At 40.6% G+C, this 18505-nt stretch carries 15 protein-coding genes; 5 read left to right on the top strand and 10 right to left on the bottom strand.

All coding sequences use genetic code 11. The features are described from left to right. Position 1 precedes the first annotated feature (1 nt). From ACXYMT_RS09915 to ACXYMT_RS09890, 6 genes are all read right to left on the bottom strand, one after another. A complete protein-coding gene (locus ACXYMT_RS09915) occupies positions 2–508 on the bottom strand; it encodes a DUF4402 domain-containing protein (protein WP_459058916.1) in 507 nt (168 codons plus the stop codon). Further along, positions 508–2865 (bottom strand): T9SS type A sorting domain-containing protein, encoded by a 2358-nt coding sequence (locus tag ACXYMT_RS09910; RefSeq protein WP_459058915.1) that lies wholly within the window; start codon positions 2863–2865, stop codon positions 508–510. Before ACXYMT_RS09910 ends, ACXYMT_RS09915 begins: the two co-directional genes overlap by 1 nt. A gap of 66 nt (positions 2866–2931) precedes the next feature. Next, on the bottom strand, positions 2932–3744 hold the full coding sequence (locus ACXYMT_RS09905) for a fimbrial biogenesis chaperone (protein ID WP_459058914.1): 813 nt from the start codon (positions 3742–3744) through the stop codon (positions 2932–2934). A 70-nt stretch (positions 3745–3814) separates the two neighbouring features. Beyond that, complete coding sequence (locus ACXYMT_RS09900; protein WP_459058913.1) at positions 3815–4309, bottom strand: DUF4402 domain-containing protein; 495 nt, start codon at positions 4307–4309, stop codon at positions 3815–3817. A gap of 86 nt (positions 4310–4395) precedes the next feature. Beyond that, entirely contained in the window at positions 4396–4878 is a 483-nt protein-coding gene (locus ACXYMT_RS09895) for a DUF4402 domain-containing protein (protein ID WP_459058912.1), read from the bottom strand. Positions 4879–5035: 157 nt separating this feature from the next. Beyond that, on the bottom strand, positions 5036–5527 hold the full coding sequence (locus ACXYMT_RS09890) for a DUF4402 domain-containing protein (protein ID WP_459058911.1): 492 nt from the start codon (positions 5525–5527) through the stop codon (positions 5036–5038). 142 nt (positions 5528–5669) lie between these two features. On the opposite strand from ACXYMT_RS09890, the gene ACXYMT_RS09885 reads away from it, so the two are divergent. Further along, positions 5670–6086 carry a DoxX family protein gene (locus ACXYMT_RS09885; protein ID WP_459058910.1) on the top strand — a complete coding sequence of 139 codons (417 nt, stop codon included), beginning with the start codon at positions 5670–5672 and terminating at the stop codon, positions 6084–6086. Between the two features lie 48 nt (positions 6087–6134). On the opposite strand, the gene ACXYMT_RS09880 is transcribed toward ACXYMT_RS09885, so the two are convergent. After that, complete coding sequence (locus ACXYMT_RS09880; protein WP_459058909.1) at positions 6135–6995, bottom strand: OmpA/MotB family protein; 861 nt, start codon at positions 6993–6995, stop codon at positions 6135–6137. Between the two features lie 328 nt (positions 6996–7323). Here ACXYMT_RS09880 and ACXYMT_RS09875 point away from each other — a divergent pair, with 328 nt between their 5' ends. Further along, positions 7324–12336 (top strand): translocation/assembly module TamB domain-containing protein, encoded by a 5013-nt coding sequence (locus ACXYMT_RS09875; protein ID WP_459058908.1) that lies wholly within the window; start codon positions 7324–7326, stop codon positions 12334–12336. Between the two features lie 2 nt (positions 12337–12338). Continuing rightward, positions 12339–14651 (top strand): translocation and assembly module lipoprotein TamL, encoded by a 2313-nt coding sequence (gene tamL / locus ACXYMT_RS09870; protein WP_459058907.1) that lies wholly within the window; start codon positions 12339–12341, stop codon positions 14649–14651. Here tamL and upp read toward each other — a convergent pair. Further along, positions 14648–15307 (bottom strand): uracil phosphoribosyltransferase, encoded by a 660-nt coding sequence (gene upp / locus ACXYMT_RS09865; RefSeq protein ID WP_459058906.1) that lies wholly within the window; start codon positions 15305–15307, stop codon positions 14648–14650. The genes tamL and upp overlap by 4 nt on opposite strands. Before the next feature lie 176 nt (positions 15308–15483). Between upp and ACXYMT_RS09860 the strand changes: the two genes are divergently transcribed. Beyond that, positions 15484–15894, top strand: coding sequence for a nuclear transport factor 2 family protein (locus ACXYMT_RS09860; RefSeq protein WP_459058905.1), 411 nt, complete (start codon positions 15484–15486; stop codon positions 15892–15894). Positions 15895–15926: 32 nt separating this feature from the next. On the opposite strand, the gene ACXYMT_RS09855 is transcribed toward ACXYMT_RS09860, so the two are convergent. Further along, positions 15927–16313: a hypothetical protein gene (locus ACXYMT_RS09855; RefSeq protein WP_459058904.1), complete on the bottom strand. Its 387-nt coding sequence runs from the start codon at positions 16311–16313 to the stop codon at positions 15927–15929. A gap of 156 nt (positions 16314–16469) precedes the next feature. Here ACXYMT_RS09855 and ACXYMT_RS09850 point away from each other — a divergent pair, with 156 nt between their 5' ends. After that, entirely contained in the window at positions 16470–17135 is a 666-nt protein-coding gene (locus tag ACXYMT_RS09850) for a hypothetical protein (protein WP_459058903.1), read from the top strand. A gap of 7 nt (positions 17136–17142) precedes the next feature. On the opposite strand, the gene ACXYMT_RS09845 is transcribed toward ACXYMT_RS09850, so the two are convergent. Beyond that, positions 17143–18384, bottom strand: coding sequence for an APC family permease (locus ACXYMT_RS09845; RefSeq protein ID WP_459058902.1), 1242 nt, complete (start codon positions 18382–18384; stop codon positions 17143–17145). Positions 18385–18505 lie beyond the last annotated feature (121 nt).

Here is an 18505-nt window from a genome sequence, read left to right as displayed (position 1 = left end):
ATTATTGATGAATGAAAGTGAGATTAAATGTGGCATTATAGCTGCCGGGCTGTACAGTATTTCCCGAAGGAACATGTAAAGTTCCTCCCACAAAAACCTCAAATGGAGAACCGGTAGTAATAAAGGTCTGTCCAGGATAAATGTCCACAGCAGGTTTTATTTCAAGCCTAACCTGATCATTTGTTGGTCCCATTAAATAGGTGTCTGAATATGATTGAATTTGGATGAGCGTACCTGGATTGGAGTAAACATCAAATATTGCATAGGAAAAGTCATTCCCAAGCAAATAGATGTCTCCCGTTGAAATTCTACTTCCTTGTGGGTCTATAACTACGGTTCCACCCGTTGCCCCTACAGTGAACTTTCCGAAGTTGAGGAATTGAGCGTTTCTTACCTCTACCTCAATTGGAATAGGTGGATTCTCCTGGGCCTTTACCTCAACAACGGCAAACAGCAAAAAAGCCGAAAGCATAAAGATATTTAGTATGTCTTCTTTCTTTTTTACCATTACTGCTGAACTAAAATTTTTTTGGTTTCTTCACCTTCATGTGATCTTAAAGTGACCAGGTATACCCCGGTGGGAAAACCTCTTAAAATAACTTCTTCTTCTCCATTAACTTTCTTCTTTTGGAGTACCTGCCCTGAGTAAGAGATAAGCTGAAGATCACCTTCAACTCCATCCGCCAGTCGGGTTTCAACAATAATTTCTCCGGAGGAAGTAGAGATTTCAAAAGTTTTAAAAGCTGACTTCAGATCCTGATCACTCAGTTTTTCCGGGGATAAGACCAGAAAAAATCTATTGTCAAACTCTCCTTTTTGAGTTGTAAAGGAGTATGGTCCTTTAGTAAGATCCCAGAGAACCTTTTTTTGATCATCCTTTATATATAAATGTTGAGAAAAAAGAGCCACGGGTACGTTCTTCAAATTAAGGCTCATTTCACCACTCCTTAAAGCTCTTAATCCCAAAGGAATTTCCAATACCGCTGCAGTAGTAAGATCTGCTACAGCATTGATAGATAGTTTTTCTCCGGCTGGGGTTAAGGTATAGAAACTGGGAACTTCAACTGAGGTATTTAATAATTTATGGGCGTCAAATTCCTTTTCAAAGTTATAGGTGGAACCCGGGTACTGGTAAAGGACCAGGGCGTCTCGAGTTTTTTCATTTTCAAATCCGGCCGATAAGACAAGTTGCGATTGAAAATTGTTTCTATTTGACTGATAGAAAATTGAAGGATTACTGTTGCCTACCCGGGCAGCATCTGTAAATTCCAGAGTTCCCGTTGAACCCGGATCACTTACTCTTACAAAAAATCCTTGCATTGAAGCTATGAGATTAGACGAACTCCCGTCATTGGAGACGCCGTTGATGTACGAGGTATAGGTTCCTGTATATCGTTCCTCATTCCCTGCAGTAAAAAAATAAACGGCATCATCAATACCGATCCTTGAAACAAGGTCCCAGTCTATGGGAGAGGGATAAGGATTTCCAACCAGGTGAAACCCCTTAGTATAGACTCCATTATTGTTTTCCAGGTTCAGGGAAATATTTCCATTATTCACCACTCCTGAAATTTCAACAGTCACGGGGACGTTCGTATCACTTAGGTTGGCAGCATAACCCCTTCCCGGGGAAAGAAACCCTAAAGGATCTATATACGCTTCCCAACCTGAAATATCTTCACCAGTTCCATCTTCTCTATTCTCATTGTAAGTATAAAAGTGCGGAAAACTGGTAGTAGGATGAACCAGATCCATATATGGTGAAAAATCTCCAACTATGGTATTGTTAAAGGGACTGCTGAAATATTTATAACCAAACCCACTGCCCAGATAGCGTTGCATGTTCACAGATCCTGTAATTTCTCCTAAGCCGCTTCCGTCAATGTAAGCAGTTCGGGATTCACCGGAAAGAAGGGTGAGATCATTTCCTGTTTCAAAGGAGCCATTGGTAACCTTTAGAGAATTAAGTACTTTTATGGAAGCCAGGGAAGTTACACTTTCAGAATTGTTAATTGTTAGATTGTAGACAAGATCATTCGAAAAAATTCCGGAAGGAATGGTCTGTGCAGCACTACCTGAAAGAGCCACCGAACCTTTTTCTGCATCAATACTACCTGCAATCGTTAGGGTTCCAGCAATGGTCAATTGCCTGTCCACAATAGTGAGAAGAGCTCCTGTATCTACAGTTAGATTTTTTACAGCTCCGTCTATTCCTGTTTGCAACACGGGGTAATAGGTTGTTCCGGAAGGAATTGTGACGTTTTTACTTACATCCGGCACCTTATTACACCTCCAGTTTGCAGGATTATTCCAGTCAGCATCTTCAGTGCCGGTCCATATGTAACTCATGCAAGGCAATACCTCTATCAGACCATCTGGAAAGTCTTCAGCGTTATCCTCAAAATCATCACCTGTACCGTAGTCGCATTCTTCCGTAGTTATTTCACCGGTATCTCCACTATAATCTTCACAAGTAGTAAATTCTTCTCCCCAGTTATCTACAGCTCCAAAAATGTAAATATTACCTCCTTCTACATTAAGATCGGCTGTATTAGAAGGAGTATTATTTATGAAACTACCGTAAATAATAAGGTAACTTTTTGCGGTAATGCTTACGCTATTGGAAGAAATAAAATCTCCGTAGACAATCACAATGGCCTCGGGGCCCATTATGAACTGAGATTGGTTCCCAATCATATCCAGATTACCATGAACTATAAGGGTGCCATTTACAGTAAGAACAGATTTATTGGTATTCAAATTTACATTTTGATACTCCTCCTTAGCGTTTGCAGCAATAGTGTAAGAAGAGTTACCAATATTTAGATCAGGAAAGGTTTCTTGTGCCAAAACATTCGTTCCCATTAAACATCCATAAAAAACAAGAAGGAGGAGTTTGAAAGCGGAACGAGATTGGTTTTGATTCATAATCTAATTGAGTAGCTTTTCGGCGGTAGCCAAACTTTTCCCTTTTTCTTCTGAATATGTGATCTTTAAACGTCCTGTATGCATGTCTACCTCGGCAGTATCTCTTAATTCAAAGGAAAAATTGCGATGCGAATTCGGAGTATAGACTGATATTCCTTTTACAGTACCGATTATTGTTTCGGGACCCTGAGGAGAAATATGCACAACCTCTAAATCTCCATAGACCGACATATTTCCGCTACGGTCAATGCTGAGAGCTAGTTTAGGATGTTCTCCAGATCTATCCAGCTGAATATCATTTAGCTGCACCTGAGTAGTAGATGCACCATGACGTATGATCACAGGAATACTTATCCCAAAAACAGTTTTAATATTGATAGAAATACCTTCAGCTTCACCGGCTTCTTCGGCACCAAGTGCTGTTTGTTCTTCTACAGCCCTAAAGTACATATGGGAGCGATATTCTCCCTGTTCAAGGTTTCCTGTTCTGGTTAATTGCACTCGAATGGTCTGAGCTTCATTGGGGGCAAGTGTGACTCTTCTGGGGAAATATCTAAGAAAATCGGTCGCGAAACGTTGATTTGCTTCGGGTTCTTCTATCTGTTCAAAATTGCCATCTTCAGTCATTTTGTAATTAATGAAAGAAATCGCATAGACAGCAGTATCACTTCCGGTATTGGCAAGATTGATCTCATGAGACCGCTGAGAACCGTCAAAAACTAATCTTTTGGGCATGATCATAAGATCACCCTGAGCGAGAGCGGGAGTGGAAAGAATGAATACGGTAAGTAGAAGGAGAAGTAATTTCTTGTTCATATCCTGGGGGCGGGATTAATTCTGAAACAAATTTAGCTAATAAGCAGTAAACTGTTAAACAAATGTGAAATTAATTATAGGACACTGTCACATTAAATCCTTCTGAATTAGTATAATAACCTGCTGGTTGATTAGCTTCGAGGTTTAAGTTAGCACCAATTCTTAATATATCCTTTTCATCGCCGGCTATAGGTTCCACTGTAAAGTTATCGATCACCAATACCTGGTTCGGATTTTCCTGATGATAGAGAGTAAAGGACTGTGGTAAAGTTATAGCATAATTGTTATTCCCGTGTGTCACAACGGCTTCTGCAGGAGCAACATTTCCGGGAATTGAACTGGACAATAATACACCGTAGGCGACACGGCTTCCATCTGGAGACAGGATCACCGTTCCTGGGGTGTAGGCTGAGATCACATTACCAAAATCCAGATCCACCGTTTTCTCGATCTGGATAGGATCTATAACAGTGGCCCGACTCTCTACAGTAGCAGATGCCGAAGCCTGCCCGAATATTGATCCTGTACAAAGCAGAAAAAAAAGAAAGCCTGTGAATTTTGCCATTTTTGAAGGGTTGGATCGTTTTAAGATAAGGATAAAACATTGACGCCGCCACATTGGGCGGCGCAACTATTATAATTACTTAACTCTTACTCGTAAGAGACAGTTACAGAAACTTCACCTTCATAAGCACCAGGTCCTTGATTCCCATTAACTGTGATAGTAGCTCCAACTTTAAAAGATTCTGCAGTTACTCCATTTAAATCAGTTAAATTAGTGGTAATATCTTTTATGACCATTTCTGGTTGTCCTGTCAGTTTCAAATTTGTCGAGGAGGTCATTACTTTATAAGTTAACCCTGCTTCTTTGGTTACTGTAAACAATGGAACAGTGGTATTAGTATTGCCCGGTACTACCATACCTGCAGGTATATTCCTAACATTATCAGCTGTCAGGACTACATCAGTAGCATTTTCTGGAGCTGCTATAACACCAAAATCAAGAGCACTAGATGAAGAAATGGCTAAAGGCTGCACAATTTCAGCTTTGACGACAGCTGTTCCTTCTACAGAATTCTGTCCAAGAGCAGTTCCTGCGATAAGTGCAAATAAAATAAAAGTTATTTTTTTCATGGTTAGAGAGTTTGTAGGGTCTAAGATTAATTCTTTAACAGGTCGAAAATATTCCCTTTAGGAACCCCGTAAAAATATAATCGTTGAAGTGTCAGTATAATCGTTAAGGAACCATTTCTTCCCAATTTTTTAACAAGAAAATAGGAGCTATAACGTTTTAGTTGTAATTAACTGTAATGGAAAGGGGAGTGGGGGTAGAATAGAAACCGGGAGCTTGTTGTGGATTTATTTCTAAAGTTGCACCGACTTTAATAAAGGTTTTTCCTGTGCTGAGCTTACCATTAGAACCTGTGCTGCTGGTAAAATTCTTAAGGGTCATATTCTCTTCACCATTGACCAGTTGAGCCTGATCTCCGGGAAGGCTAATTGAGAAGGTATATCCCTGCTGTCCTACCACTTCAAAAGCTGCGGCTGTGACAATTGAACCTTCCGAAAGCCCAACGTCTCCGCTAACAAGCCGCTCGCCCTGCGGCGTGAGGACGACCTCTCCTCCCTCTTTTGCATCAATACCGGCAAAATTCAGATTAGTTATTGTCGATATACTTATTGGCTGAATTATAGTTGCAGATGCCGTAAAGTTAGCGGTAGCCTGTGCTGAAGCCCAAGTACAGCAGAGAAGGAAGAGTAGAGTTGTAAGAAAATATTTCATCAGGGAACAATTCAAGATTGAAGATATTAATATTTTCCTAAAATACTAGACCAAATACATTTTTTATCGATAAAGTGCAAAATTGAATATTGGCTGATAAGTTTAGACTGCCTTTTTCAATGGGAAAGTGTAAATTGGTTTGATGAAAAATATCTATCGTACCAACCTTAGCCTATCCCAGGTCGACCTGGGACTTGCACTTTTACGAATTGGAGCAGGAGGACTCATGCTTACACATGGATCTCCAAAGCTCCTCAAACTTTTTAGTAATGATGAAATAGCCTTTGCCGATCCATTCGGATTTGGAATGGGAATAACTCTGACGTTCGCAGTATTTGCTGAATTTATTTGCTCAATTCTTGTGATCCTCGGTCTGGGAACCCGGCTGGCAGTTATTCCTCTTATAATTACCATGATTACAGCAGCCTTTATCATACATGCTTCTGATCCCTTTCAGCGGAAGGAAATGTCCCTTATTTATCTTTTGATCTTTGTCGTGCTGTTGATAACAGGTGCAGGAAAACATTCCCTTGATTATCACTGGTTAAAACGGAAATAAAAAAAGGCTGCACTTGCAGCCTTTTTTGAGATCTATGTTTTCGCTATGTTAGTTGTTCATAGCATCGACCGGCTGTGCGGCAGACTGCTCGGAATCTAATAGAGCGAGGAATTTATCCAGGTTTGGAAGAATTACAATTCTCGTTCTCCTGTTTAAAGCACGGTTTTCGCGCGTGTCATTTTCAGCAACAGGTTTGTAACTACTTCTTCCGGCAGCAATCAGTTTTTCAGGCTCTACATTAAATCTGTCCTGCAGTAGTCTCACGATCGCAGTCGCTCTTCTAACACTCAACTCCCAGTTATCCTGGATATATGAATTTTCGACCATGGTCTGGGAATCTGTGTGTCCTTCTACCATAACTTCCATGGCAGGTTCAGATTTGATCACTTCAGCAAGTTTCTCAAGTAAAGGATATGCATCCCGACTCACACGGTGACTACCGCTTCTAAAAAGTAATTTATCTGATACGTTGATCATCACAACAGTCTTGTCAACTGTTATATCCACGTCCTCTGAAGCTCCGCTGCTAATCTGGCTCTCCAGGTTATAGGCTACGGCCAGGTTAATAGAGTCTTCAAGAGTTTCTGCTGCGGCAAGTTTTGCAGGATCAACTTTTTGAAGGGTGGCCCTCATCTTTTGCTTGTTAGCTTTAGACATGGCTGTAAGGTCATTCATTTCCAGCATACGATCATTATCCTCTGTAAGGGAATTGATCCGTGCATTATAATCTGCCACCCGTTGTTCAATAGCATTCAATCGTTCCTCAAGTCGTTCTTTTTCTACCTGAGTTTGCTGTAGATTACTCCGGGTGTTGTTGTAATCTTCCTCCAGTGCGACATATTTCTTTTTTGAAACACAAGAGGTTAATACTGTCGCAGCCAATATGGATACGCTAAGAATTCTTTTCATGATTTTAAAATTTAGGTTTTAATGTTCAAGCTATTTGGGAGCTTTTGCACATCAAAACGAGTTAATCCCGCCGAAATTATACAACCCACGATCTTTGTGGATTTAATTTAACGTAAGATTATTAGTTGTTGCTGCATCCTGCTAAATTATTCCTAATAAAATGGTCACTTCAGCCCTTTTTTTTACCTTTTTGAAACAATTATGGGGTCAGAATGTATTTAATCAAAGGTTTAATATTCTTGCACCTTGTTTAACAGGGATTTACCTATACCATATTTCCCGATCTGCCTTAAATGAGATATATTTAGAGAAAGTAGAGAAAACATCTTTGGAACCAGAAAAACCTAAAAAGGAAAAAAAGAAGAAAAAGAGCTCGGGCCTTAGGTTATTTTTTAAGATCCTTCTCGGGATCTTTATCTTTATTTTCCTGCTCCTCCTATTCATCCGCAGTCCCTGGGGACAGAATATTATTGTCGATAAGGTGGTGAATTATATCACCGATAAAACTAATACCACTATAGAAGTAGATAGACTTTTTGTCACTTTTGGAGGGGATATTAGCCTGGAAGGACTTTATATGGAAGATGAGAGCGGTGATACGCTAATTTATTCTCGAAGCCTGGAAGCCGATATTCCACTTTGGCCTATTATAAGAGGAGAAGGTATTGCTATAAATAGTCTGGACTGGGATGGGGGACGGGTGAATATAGATCGACAGGATACCATTAGTGGTTTTAACTTCAGTTTTCTTGCGGAAGCTTTTGCTACCGCCGATACTACGGCTGCTACTACTCCGGCAGATACTACTGCCTCTTCCATGCAAATAACTTTTGGAGATATTAATATTACCGATCTTAGGTTCAACTATGATGATAAGTATTTAGGGATTGATACAAAAGTTGACCTTGGAAGATTACAACTCGAAATGCAGGAGTTTATGCTGGACAGCATGAGATTTGAGGCTGGGGATGCCGTCATTGAAAATACTCGATTTTATTACGCCCAAACAAAACCGGCTCCAGAATCTCCCGAAGAAGACCCCGTTCCAATGCCCTTTTTGGCAGTAGAGAATCTGGAATTAAATAATGTCGCAGGCTCATATACCTCTGTTCCCGATGGAATCGTGACAGACATAAATGTAAAGGACTTGCTTCTTAAGCTTCCTGTAGCCGATCTACAAAACAATATTATTGAGGTTGATAAACTTCAACTGAATGATTCAAGGGTCCACTTTCAGTCCAAAACCGCTGCTTCTTCTCAAAACCCAGCTGATACCACCACAACTCCTGAACCTTTTCAATGGCCTGAATGGCAGGTGCGTGCTTCCAATATTAGCTTGCAGAATATCAATTTTAGGTACTGGGTTAATAATAGCAGGCCAACTGAAGGCACATTTAATCCCGAAGCAGTAGGCCTTAGAGATCTAAATCTTGAAGTTCCGCAGTTGGTTCTGGAGGATCAATCTCTGGAGGCCGAAGTGGAAGCTTTGAACTTTAGAGAAGCTTCAGGATTGGATCTAAACAGGACTCAATTCGCGCTTCAAGTGAATGAAGACAGAATGCAGCTTCAGGACCTACTTATTAGGCTCAATGGAAATATGTTACAAGGAAATCTTTTAGTAGATTATCAATCCCTGGACACTTTTATTGAAAATCCTGAAAATGCCACGGTCGATCTTGATCTTCCGCAGTTTCAAATAGATCTACAGGATATATACCGTTTTCAACCAGACCTACGGCAGAATCCATATTTTGCTGCACTCGCCAAAAAGGGGCTTTCCGGTCGTCTTTCTGCAAAAGGAGAAATGTCTGCTATTAATATTGAGAGAGCAAATGTCAACTGGGGAGGAAATACTTCCCTTGCTGCCACGGGAACCATCTACAATGCCACCGAACCTGAAAAGCTGAGATTTGATATTCCACAGTTGAGACTGCAGTCTTCAAAAGCCGATCTAAATGCCTTTATAGCAGAACAGGACCTGGGAATTCAGCTTCCCAAAAATGTCAATTTAGCAGGAAGTTTCAGAGGTAGTCCCGAAGATATTTCTGTTGATGCTATTCTCAATTCTTCCGCAGGAAAAATAAACGTGGAAGGTCGTTTTGTGACAGCCCCCAGAATAGCTTTTAATGCAGACCTGCAAGTCACGGAGCTGGAAGTGGGTCAACTACTTCAAAACCCTGCTCTGGGCCCTATTAGCCTTGATGTTCAGGCTTCGGGTAGTGGAGAAGATATTAATTCCCTTAATGCAGTTGTTGAGGGAAACATTGGCCGGTTTGTATACAATAATTATGTCTTCAATAATATTGGCCTTTTTGCAGAGTTAGAGGAAGGAGAAGGTTTTGCTAACATAGATTATAAAGATGAGAACCTGAATTTGGAACTGGAGAGTTTCGTGCAGCTCGACTCTGTGGCACCCGAAATAAACCTAAAGCTAAATGTCATTGGTGCCGATCTACAGGCGCTGGGTCTTGCCGTTAATCCTGTAAATGCAGCGATGGAGGTAAAAGGCACCTTTGAAGGTAATGCAGACAGTTTTGATGCGACCGCGACAATCACAGATGGTGTTTTTGTGTACGATAATGAATCATACCTGCTGGGAGATCTCGATCTTTTGGCCCATGTGAGACCCGACACTACTTCCCTCGCCATTGAAAACCGAATGCTCGATCTAAAACTTTATTCTAATGCCGGTCCTGTTGATTTTTTCAACGCCCTTAACCGCCACTATGAGAGCTACTACAGTACAACCAATGTGACAGACACCGTGGTAAATCCTGTCAATATTGATCTTACCGCTCAAATAAGGCCATCACCGATCCTGGAAGAGGTCTTTTTGCCACAGCTTGAAGCTTTTGATACCATTAGTATCAAAGTCGATTTCAGTGAGAGGGAGAGAACTTTAGTAGGTAATGTAGAGGTGCCTTATCTCAATTACTTCGGAAGTGAAATAGATAGCCTTTCATTATTTGTAAATTCAAACCCTGAAGAACTGTTCTTCAATTTCGGATTGGAGAGCCTGGATACGGGACCTTTGGCTATAAAGGAGACCAGCATAGAAGGATTGTTAGTAGATGAAGAGCTCAATCTTCAGTTCCTTTCAATATACGAGGATGAACCTTTGATGAAACTACAATCTTCAATAACCAAAAGTAATGATGTAATTAGAGTAGCCTTTGCTTCTGATAGCCTTATCCTGAATTCCCATCAATGGCAGATAGATCCTCAAAATGAGATCCTTATTGGAGATGATTTCTACACCTTCAATAACTTCAGGCTTTCCAGGAATGATCAGGAGTTAAGGGTGACAAATGATCTTGCGGGGGTCCAAAAAGAGCATATTGGGATCGAATTTCAGAATTTCAATTTAGCTGCTTTATTTTCTTATCTCAATCCCGAGGCTGTTTTGGCTTCAGGAAGTATGAATGGAAATTTCGTTATTGAAGAGCCTTTTGCACAAACCGGCCTGGTAGCCGATCTTACTATAGATCAATTTGGAGTAATGGACGTCCCTCTCGGGACACTCACCCTGGATGCCGAAGCAGCAGGCTTTAATACTTATTCGTTTGACCTTGCAGTAGAAGGCAGGGCCGATCTTGAACTTACCGGTTCCTATTTGGCTGAAACTAATGGAGGGAAGCTAGATATGTTCCTTAATCTGCAGAATATATCAATGGAAGTCTTGGAAGGATTCTCCTTTGGAGAATTGAAGAACACAAGCGGGAGTTTGTCGGGTGAGTTTAATATTACGGGAGAGCCTATTCAACCTCAATATGAAGGTTTTCTGAACTTTAATCAGGCTCAATTTACAGTTTCCATGCTCAATGCACCATTTACTTTGAGAGATGAGACCCTGCGCATAAATAATGAAGGTGTTTATATGGACAATTTTGCAATTCGTGATATTAATAATAATGCCTTAATTCTAAATGGTGCCGTTCTTACAGAATCTCTACTTAACCCGGAATTCGATCTAAGTTTTACGACCAACAATTTCACTGCTTTAAATTCAACTGAAGAGGATTTCGATCTCTTCTACGGAAAATTCGTATTTGATGCTACCGGCTCGGTAACGGGAAATTTGGAGCTTCCGCAGATAGAACTTGATCTGGAGGTGCTGGAAGAGACCGATCTAACTTACGTGATCCCTGAAGCTAATCTGGAGATCGAAGAAAGAGAAGGGGTCGTGATCTTCGTTAATAGAGAAGATCCAGACAGAATACTTACCCGCAGGTCTGAAGATGAGGAAATTGTTGCCTTTTCAGGATTTGCTCTCAACTCCTATATCAACCTTCAGGAAGGATCAACTTTTACTATAGTCCTGGATGAGAGTACAGGAGATCATTTCCAGGCGACAGGCGACGGGGATATTCTTTATGATATCTATCCCAATGGTAGAACTACAATGACCGGCCGGGTGGAGTTAAGTGACGGATACTACGAAATGAGCCTCTATAACCTGGTCACAAGGAGATTTGAAATTATGGATGGTAGTTCTGTAGTTTGGGCCGGTGACCCTCTTGATGCCGATCTAAACATAACTGCGGTCTACCGGGTAGAAGCTGCAGCGTCTGGTCTTATGGCTTCCCAATTGCAGGGTGCAGATCTTTCAGATCAAAATAGATTCCGCCAGGAGCTTGATTTCCTTGTGTATCTTAAAATTGGAGGTGAGATCTCAGCTCCTAAATTATCCTTTGGCCTGGATATGCCAGAGGATGAACAAGGCGCTCTTAGCGGCCAGGTGTATGGGCGTGTTCAGCAAATTAATCAACAGGAGAACGAGTTAAATAAGCAGGTTTTTTCTCTCCTCGTCCTAAACCGGTTCTTTCCAACCTCTGGTAGTGACGGTTCGGGTGGAGGAACTCTTTCTTTTGCCAGGGATAATTTGAACGAAGCTTTATCAGATCAACTTAATATCTTCTCTGATCGATTGCTCGGAGAAACAGGCGTAGATCTCAATTTTGGATTAGATACATTCACAGATTACCAGGGGGAAAGTCCGCAGGAAAGGACTCAATTGGATATTACTGCTCAAAAAAGCTTTATGGACGACAGGTTAATTGTAAGTGTGGGTAGTGAAGTTGATGTTCAGGGAAGCAGCCCGGTAGAGGAAAGTACTCCTTTAATAGGTAATGTAAGCCTGGAATATCTTCTCACACCTAATGGAAGATTCAGACTTATGGCTTTCAGAAGAAGTAGTTATGAGAATGTGATAGATGGACAATTGATCATAAGTGGTCTTGCTTTGATCTTCACCCAGGAGTTTAATAAGTTCAATGAACTGTGGGATCAGGTAGTGAAAGGAGACAAGCCACAAGAGGAAGAAAATCAAACCGAGGAATAAAAATGGAGCACAGGATAAAGTTCATGATTTTAAGTATTACAGGCTTTTTTTTCTTGCAGGCATGTAGTGTGAAGAAGTTTATTCCCGAAGATAAATTATTATATACCGGTGCCGATATTGAATTAAAATCTGATGATCCTATTGAAAATAAAAAGGATCTTAAGAATCAGCTTCAATCTTTGATCACCCCAGATCCCAACAGCAAGATCCTTGGATCCAGGATCGGGCTTTATTTTCATTATAAGGCCCAGCAGGAAAAACCCGGATTCATCAATAAATTCTTCAACAAACAGCTGGGAGAGGAACCTGTCTATCTTTCTGATGTTGACCCTTTCCAGACCGAAAAATTACTCAAGAACAGGCTGGAAAATCGAGGCTATTTCTACAGTAGGGTAAACCATTCTGTCAAGGAGAATGAGGAAGAGAAACTTGCTCACATTAATTATTCTGCAATTTTACCTGAAAACCCTTATATCCTGGAGACATACCAAATGGACAATGATAGCCTGGAGACCTACAGGAAAATTCAGGAAACCCTGGATGAATCTTTATTGGAGCCAGGTGAAAAATTCAATCTTGCCATGTTGAAGGCGGAACGGGAACGTATTGATGCGGCACTAAAACGGAGGGGTTACTACAACTTCAGCTCAAATTTCCTCATTTTTGAAGCTGACACCAACCAGTATGACCGCAAGAAGTTTGACCTGTTTTTAAGATTAAAAGAAGAAGTTCCCAAAGCCGGTATTAAACCTTACGTCATACGGGACGTAAACATTTACCCTAACTATGTAATTGGCACAGATTCTCTGGCCCGGGATACAATTAGGTTTAACGAGAGAAACTATATTCAGGAAGAGATCTTTTTCAAGCCAAAAAAATTAGACCCTTTTATCCTTTTAGAGGAAGGAGAGTTTTATTCGCCAGAGGTTTCTGGAAAAACAAGTAGAAGACTTACCTCTTTGGGGACTTACAAATTTGTCAATATCAGGTATGACGAAATAGACTCACTATCTACAGATAGCCTGGGATATTTAACGGCCAATATCTTTCTTTCTCCTATGAAAAAAAGAGCGATAAGGGCAGAATTACAGGCAGTGACTAAATCGAATAACTTTGCAGGCCCTCACCTTGCCCTTACCTATACCAACAGAAATTTATTCGAAGGAGGGGAGATCCTTAATATTACCGGAAAAGTGGGTTATGAATGGCAATTATCAAGTGATAGTGATGTGGGTAACAGCAGTACTGTTCTTGGATTAGAAAGCGCGATCATAAGCCCCAGGATGATTTTTCCATTTGTCAACATCAGGAGTAACTGGTTTGAATATTCCATTCCAAAAACTAAAGTCAGTTTAGGATTTGAATATCTAAATAGGAGTCAGCTTTTTAGCCTCTTTACAGTTACAGGCAATTTTGGGTATATATGGAAAGCGAACCGGTTCATTACTCATGAATTGAATCCGCTCTCGGTTGATTACTCCAGGCTTAGCAATACCACACAAACCTTTAGGGATATTCTGGATGATAACCCGTTCTTAAGGAGCAGTTTTGAACAACAATTCATCGCTGGACTCACCTATGGTTTTACCTATAACGGTATGGTAGATAAACTGGAAACTCATCAATTCTTCCTCAATTCCAATCTTGAACTTGCCGGGAATCTCATTGACCTTCTTAGCAGTGGACCGACACCACGAACATTTTTGGGAATGGAGTTCGCACAATTTGCCCGAATTGATGCAGACTTCAGGTATCACTACAACCTAACTCCCGAACAAACTATTGCTGCCAGGTTGTATGGCGGGATTGGTATCCCATATGGTAATTCTGAAGTAATGCCGTTCAGCAGGCAATTCTATTCGGGAGGGCCATACAGCGTTCGTGCATTTCAAATAAGATCTTTGGGTCCGGGTAGTTACTCTCCCGAAGGTATTGGAGTACCGTATTATGACAGAATGGGGAATCTAAGACTCGAGGCGAATGTAGAATATCGTTTTCCACTATATCAGGTTCTTAAGGGTGCGGTTTTTATGGACGCAGGAAATGTTTGGAACACCGAAAACAACTATGCCGAAATTGAAGGGCAACCCACAGCACAACAGGAATTACTTCTTGAAAAAGGGGTGTTTGAAAAGGATTTTATGTCTGAACTGGGAATAGGAGCAGGGGTAGGATTAAGGATTGACATCCAGAATTTTGTTATTCGGTTTGATCTGGCTGCACCACTCCACACCCCCTGGTATGAAGAAGGCGAACGTTGGGATTTCAGGATAAGTGATCCGGTCTTTAATTTTGCAATAGGATACCCGTTCTAATGTTGCATTTTAGATCCAAAACAAAGATCACCCGCATCACCAAGGCCTGGTACTATATAGCCTCTTTCATCTAGTTTTTCATCTATAGTAGCTACCCAAAGATGTGAATTTTCGGGAAAGTTCTCCTGCAGGTGTTCAATTCCCTCTCGTGCAGCAATTACAGATACTAAATGAATTTCTTTTGGTTTGCCCATAGTTTCGAGCGCTTGTAAGACATTTACGAAAGATCGGCCTGTAGCGAGCATCGGGTCGGCCAGGATCAGAGTTTTTCCTTCAAGAGAAGGGGAAGCGAGATACTCCACCAGGATCTCAAACTCCTCATTGTTGTGAGGATGATGACGATAAGCAGAAATAAAGGAGTTATCTGCAGCATCAAAATAATTCAATAGCCCATTGTGAAGGGGTAGCCCTGCTCTTAAAATGGAACAAATCACCAGTTCCTCCTTATGTAGAGGCAAATTTGCAGTACCTAAAGGCGTTGGAACTTCTACCTCTCCAAAACTGAAATTTTTACTCAATTCATAGCCAAGGATCTCTCCTAATCTTTCTATGTTTTTTCTAAAGCGCAACCGGTCATTTTGGACCTTTACATCACGTAGCTGTGCAATAAATGTATTGGCAATAGAATTCTCCTGAAGTAGATGGTGGACATGCATAGTAAGCTCTTTCTTGTAAGGAAGCCAAAGTTATTAATTTTTGTGCCAATAACTCTACAACCTGAAAACTGGAAAAGGACGAAGCTAAAAGTTACCGTTTGAAGACATTTTTACGATTCTCAAGTTGTGAATTTATCGTATATTTAAAACAGTTAGGATTTGAAAAACAGGTGATTATGAGTTCTTCAATAGATAATAAAATGACTGAAAAAGAAAAATTTTTAAGGGATGTTAACCAGGCATATGCAGAAGGGGATGAGAAATTCTTTATGGATCACATTACCGATGATATTTGTTGGACGATCGTGGGCGAGAAGGATATTGCAGGGAAAGCGGAGTTCAAGGAGGTTCTGGATCAAATGAAGGAAATGCCTGCAGTTGAGATCGAAGTGGAAAATGTTTTTGTAGCCAACAGCCATGGAATAGTGGAAGGGGTAGTGATTAGCAGGAACAGGCTCGGTCAAAAGAAGCATTTTGGCTTTTGTGACATTTACAAGTTCACAGAAGGAAAAGCACTTGAAATATATGCGATAACTTCCTACGTCATAGACATTAGCCGGCATATGCAGTACAGAGAACGCTGCTAAAAAAATAGCCACCTTTTGAGGTGGCTAAAATGTTATTTTTTATTGTCTTTATCTCTGGTTTTTTCTGAAGGATCCCTGTACTTTTCAGCTTTTTCACCTTTATATACCGTTTCTGTTTGTGACTCTATATTATCGTTAGAATTAGCTGATTCTTTTGGTCTTCTTTCTCTTTCAACATCCTGAGGTTCGTTGGTGGTGGGATTGAACTTGCGGTCGTCTTGCCCCGGAATATCAAGGTCGGCACCGGCATAATCTATGTCTTCTTCACGATCTTTAAAGTAGTCTCCTTTTTTCTCATCCTGGCTCTGGTTGTTTAAAGTGGATTTGTCTTCGGGAGTGATATCTGAATTGTACTTTTGGTTCTCATCCCGTTTCATGTCTGTACGAGAATTTTTTGGTTGTTCTTCTTTCTTTGTCATGGTGTAGTTTTTATTTTAAATTACAGATAATCTTATATTTACCCGATGATTTGCGGTTAAAATGCAGTTAAATTTTTTGCAGGGAATCAGAAAGTCTGCTGAAAAAATCAGATTGGTTAAATTTTTGATATCTTTTTGCTGAAGAATATTCTGGTTATGAAATATTTATTTTTCTTGATTTTCACTCTTGTAGGTTTTGCAGGGCATTCACAGGTCGACAATCCAACCGCTCCTGTCAAAGCCCCCGGGGAACTCATGGCTCCAAAGAAGGGGAGTGAATCTTCATCTTACATAAAGTCTTCTGGTAACCACAGCCTTAGCTCTAAAAAAGGCATCTTCAGCACCGAGAGTGAACCCATTAAACTTGGCGAGAAAGAACCCAAGTCTTTCAGCATGAGAACAGATGAGAATGGGCTTATGACCTTTAAAGGCAAAGATTTCACTCCTAAAGCCTTTACTAAGGACAAAGAAGCAAGAGAAGAATTTCGTAGAGATCAATATTTAGGAGACTTTAAAACTACCGGGGTATTTGTGGAACTATATTGTCGTGATCATGAGTATATCGATGGCGATAAGGTTAAGATCACTGTAAATGGGGTGGTGATCAATAAGAACATGTCTCTTGGAGCAACTTATACCCCGATTATGGTAAGACTTGACAGCGGACTCAATAACATCGAATTTGAAGCATTAAACCAGGGCACATCAGGGCCTAATACTGCAGAACTCAGAGTTTATGACGACCAGGGTAGGGAAGTGATAAGGAAAGAGTGGAACCTCCTTACCGGTGCCCGTGCAAACCTTGTTGTAGTTAAGCAGTAGACAACTCCTAAAGATTTCCTTCAAGCAGATTGTATATATTAAATCCAAAGAGGATTAGAATTGTGATAAATGCAATAATAGTAGGAATGGGAATATTGTTCACATTAAGTCTTATATAAAAAGGCGGCTTTTTATCCTTCTCTTTTCTTTTCTTATGTCTGAGGTTAAGGAGTGCCATGTTGACCATTCCAAAAACGAAAAAAATAAATATATTACTGAGGCTGGCTACTACCTTGAGATTGCCGATCAAACCAAATGCTATTGCCACAAGGCTTATCACAATTATTGCATAATTGGGAGCATTCCCAATGCCTGAAATAGTAGTGAATTTTTTAAGCCAGGATTTCTCGCTATCCCTGGCTACATCATATAGCAATCTTGAAGTTCCAAGAATATTACTAAGAATAGTCTTACTGGTTGCAAATAACGCAATGATCACAAGGGAAGTAGCACCCCATGCCCCCAGTTTTGCTTCTATGACCGCTGCTAAGGGGCCATTGGAATTTGAAAGTTCTTTCCAGCCCAGTACGCTTACTGAACTTATTGCGATCAATACATAAACCAGAAGGACAATGATTCCGCTCATAATAACTGCTTTGGGCATGTTCTTTTTAGGGTCCTTAGTCTCCTCTGCCATTTTTACAAGGTCCTCAAATCCAATATAACTAAAGAAGATCAAAGCCCCTCCGGCAAAAAGGCCGGTCCATCCCCTATCATTGGTTTGAAGAAGGGGAGTGGTGCCAAATTCCGGAATGCTTACTACCACTACTGCTGCAAGACCTATAAGTGTTACCACAGTTGCGAGAGAATTGAAATAGGAGCTGTACTTAGCTCCTATGATATTGAAAAATGCCATCAACGAAATGATACAAATCACAATGATCCAGGAAGGAAAATCAACAAGCCGACCCAAATAATCTGCAAAGCTTATGGATATGGCAGCTGCAGCGATTATTCCCGTAAAGGCCATGAAAATGGACATAATAAATGCAGTTTTTCTTCCCAGCCCTTGTTTGATATACTCAAAACTTCCTCCCGAATCTGGATACCTGCTAACAAATTCGGCATAGGAGAGGCCGGTAAGTAGAGCTACTGTCGCAGCTATTATAAAGCTAAGCCACAACATGTTGCCGCTAAGTCCGGCGGCCTGGCCAATAATGGCATAAATTCCGGCACCTACAATTCCGCCGACTCCAAACATTAATACATCCCAAAATCCTAAAGTTCTTTTAAGTTCCTTTTTTCCCATTGAAGCAAATCACATTTTTTGATGCTGCTTAATATAAATTTTCAATAAGTTTTGACGTAAAGGTTTAACAGGAACTAAAGAAAAACCTAACAGAACTTAAGAAGCAGGCGCAAAAAAAAAC

This window comes from Salinimicrobium sp. CAU 1759 (assembly GCF_054482715.1).
The sequence above is the reverse complement of the archived record's forward strand: the minus strand, read 5'-3'. Positions and strand labels throughout refer to the sequence as shown.